At 57.2% G+C, this 3,010-nt stretch carries 1 protein-coding gene and 1 pseudogene; both read left to right on the top strand.

Translation table 11 applies throughout. The annotated features are described in order from the left end of the window. The first annotated feature begins 320 nt into the window (after positions 1-320). Positions 321-1,250 carry a hypothetical protein gene (locus tag FPL11_RS10030; RefSeq protein ID WP_144348485.1) on the top strand — a complete coding sequence of 310 codons (930 nt, stop codon included), beginning with the start codon at positions 321-323 and terminating at the stop codon, positions 1,248-1,250. A 212-nt stretch (positions 1,251-1,462) separates the two neighbouring features. Beyond that, positions 1,463-2,817 (top strand): annotated as a pseudogene (locus FPL11_RS10025) (integrase core domain-containing protein). Positions 2,818-3,010: the final 193 nt, after the last annotated feature.

Genomic DNA, 3,010 nt, shown 5'->3' with positions numbered 1-3,010 from the left:
GAAACCCGAGACTGGCGCCCCGTCGGCGCGGTCCATCTCAACCCGGAGAAGGAGCCCCTGGACTCACGATTGGCCAGGGTGGCCTGAAAGGGTTTGAGGCGACAGTTTTGTTGACAGACACCGGGCGTAAGCGATGGCGATGGCTCCGCTCCTCATCAAAGACCCGCTTCATATCTTCCAGATCGGACGGGTGGAGTCTATCCCATTGCTTACGCTAAGACGCCGCGTACTTCGGTTTATCCTGTAACAACTATGGAAGCTTCGGGGTCCGGGAATGAAAACCGATATCTTTCTGTTTCGAATCTGTGAGCGAGAGAAGTATGAGTTCTTTAAAAAGATCGATAGCAATCCCACTGACTGCCCTTTCATGTTTAGCAAGAACAGTAAATCCTCAGCGTAACGATAATATCTTCGTTGTGAGCGGAAGCCCGAGAGCCGGCACCACATGGCTTGCAGAGACTTTGGCCCGTACATTAAATACCCACCGAGTCTATTGGGAACCTTTGCAGGATGGGAATATCGCTCTACCGGGTGCCCTTAAAACTTCAAAGCGTCCATTTATCGAGCATGATAACCAACTTTCTTTCGCCGAAAAAAAGTTTTTCGAGGACCTTTTGTACGGTAAACAAGCTAATTCGCACCTGCTGAGGCTTAAAAAATATCCACGCAATGCGTTCACAGTGCTTAGTTCAGGCCCATTGCTGATAAAATTCGTCCGGGGGAATGGGGTGCTCAGTTATCTGCATCAGCAGTTCGAAATCCCAAAGCCCGTGGTAATCATAAGGCACCCATGTGCGGTCGTAGCTTCGCAGCTCCGTATGGGTCGATGGGGCGACCATCCCCACGTGCACCCTAAAGTACTTGAACGCTACCCAGGAATTAGATCCGTAGTATCAACGGGAAAGCCGCTTCACCAAAGACTAGCTATGACTTGGGCGGGGGATGTTTTAGCCGCTAGGGCACAGCAGAACAGCGTGCACGTTATTTACTACGAACATCTGGTTCAACGCGGTGCAGAGGAACTTTTCCCCGTATTCGAGGATTGGGGGCTGGCATGCGGTGGGCTTGATGAAGCACTCCGCCTACCAAGTACGACGGCGCGTGACTGGAGTGACCTCACAACCGTTGAAAGTAAACTCGGTCGGTGGGTTGATGAGTTGAGTGTTACCGCTATTGAGGAAATCCTAGAAACAGTGTCACGAATGGGGATTACCGATTACGGTAAAGACCCTTCGGCTGTTGCGATTTAAATTTGAAGAGGAAATATATCTCCCAAGTCCCGGATTATTCCATATCGCCGAAGATCTATCCCTTGCGGTGCGCCCTGGCGGTAGCGTCATAAGGTGTGCAGAAACTCGGGGGCACTGTAAACACCGGAGCCGGAAAACCTCTTTGGGGCCCCCACCGTCATCCTAGTTTCGCGATAGCTGGGTGTGGGATTCCTGGAATCCGCCCCCGGGGGCTGAGTGAGGGTTTCAATGGGTTACTCAACTCCGAGCGCAAGCAGGCGGTACTGCGTAAGCTGCTGCCGCCGTATAACCGCACGGTGGCAGAGTTGACGAAGGTGGAAGGCGTCTCGACGGCGGCCATCTATCAATGGCGCAAGGCGGCACGGGCTAAGGGCCAGTTGCTGCCCGAGAACAGCGCCGAGCCCGAGAGCTGGTCGACGCAGGATAAGTTCAACGCGGTGCTTGAGACCGCTGCGCTCGCTGAAGCAGAGCTTGCCGAGTACTGCCGCCGCCGCGGCCTGTATCCCGAGCAGATCCGGCGCTGGCGGGCCGCCTGTGAGCAGGCCAATGACCTCGCAGATGGTAAGGCCCGCGAGGACAGCGACGCCATAAAGACCGAGCGCCAGCGCAGCAAGGCACTGGAGCGCGAGCTCCGCCGGAAGGAGGCGGCACTGGCGGAGACCGCTGCACTGCTGACTTTGCGAAAAAAAGCCAATGCGATCTGGGGGGACGAGGGCAAATGACTAGCATCCCGGATCGCAAAAGAGCCACTGAGCTGGTCGACGAAGCCCGCCAAGCCGGTGCCAGGCAGGCAGCGACCTGTGCCGAGATCGGTATCGATGCCAAGACCTACCGAGCCTAGAAGCAGGACACGATGGGCGATCGGCGCCCGATGGCAGAGCGTCCACCGCAGCCGCATGCGCTTACTGAAGCGGGGCAGTGCGAGCTCCTCGAGCAGTGCCACCGGCCTGAGTTTGCGAGCCTGCCGCCAGCGCAGATCATCGCTCGGCTGCTGGATGAGGAGGGCCGCTATATCACCTAGGGATCGAGCTTCTACCGCGTGCTGCGCCGCGCCGGCGAGCAGCAGCGTCGGGGTCGGGCTGCACCGCGTCGGCAGATGGGCCCGCCGCGGCGTCATCAGGCCACAGGACCCAACGAGGTCTACACCTGGGATGTGACCTACTTGTCGAGCCATATGCGTGGGCTGTTCTTCTACCTCTACCTCATCGTGGATCTCTACAGCCGCCCTCGGGTAAGCGACGACAACTCGTTCTCCGAGGCGCTGTTCCGCACCTGCAAGTACCGGCCGGACTACCCGCCAAATGGCTTTGCTGACCTCCATGAGGCTCGAGACTGGGTCCTTGGCTTTGTTCGCTGGTACAACCATGAGCATCGGCACAGCAGCCTGCGCTATGTCACGCCTCAAGAGCGGCATGACGGCCGCGATAAGGCGATCCTCGCGAGAAGGCATGCGATCTACACCGCCGCCAAACAGGCCAATCCCCGGCGCTGGTCAGGCCGCACACGCAACTGGGAACCTGTGGGTGCGGTCTGGCTGAATCCGGAAAAGGCCTTGGAAGCGGCATAGCAAAATGCGAAAACTAGGTTGACAGACCCCGGTCTGGTTCTCGCTGAAACGGGGCGTCCTCATTGCTACTTCTCCCATTCCTTACGCTCAATGATGGCAGAAGTGTCTACTTACCCCCACTGTCAGACTACATGTCGTCTCGATTTTGTATCCTCTTAAGTTCAGAGGGGCTGAAGGAGACGACGAGTCATGC

Source organism: Spiribacter aquaticus, from assembly GCF_007625215.1.
Classification (GTDB): domain Bacteria; phylum Pseudomonadota; class Gammaproteobacteria; order Nitrococcales; family Nitrococcaceae; genus Spiribacter; species Spiribacter roseus.
The sequence above is the reverse complement of the archived record's forward strand: the minus strand, read 5'-3'. Positions and strand labels throughout refer to the sequence as shown.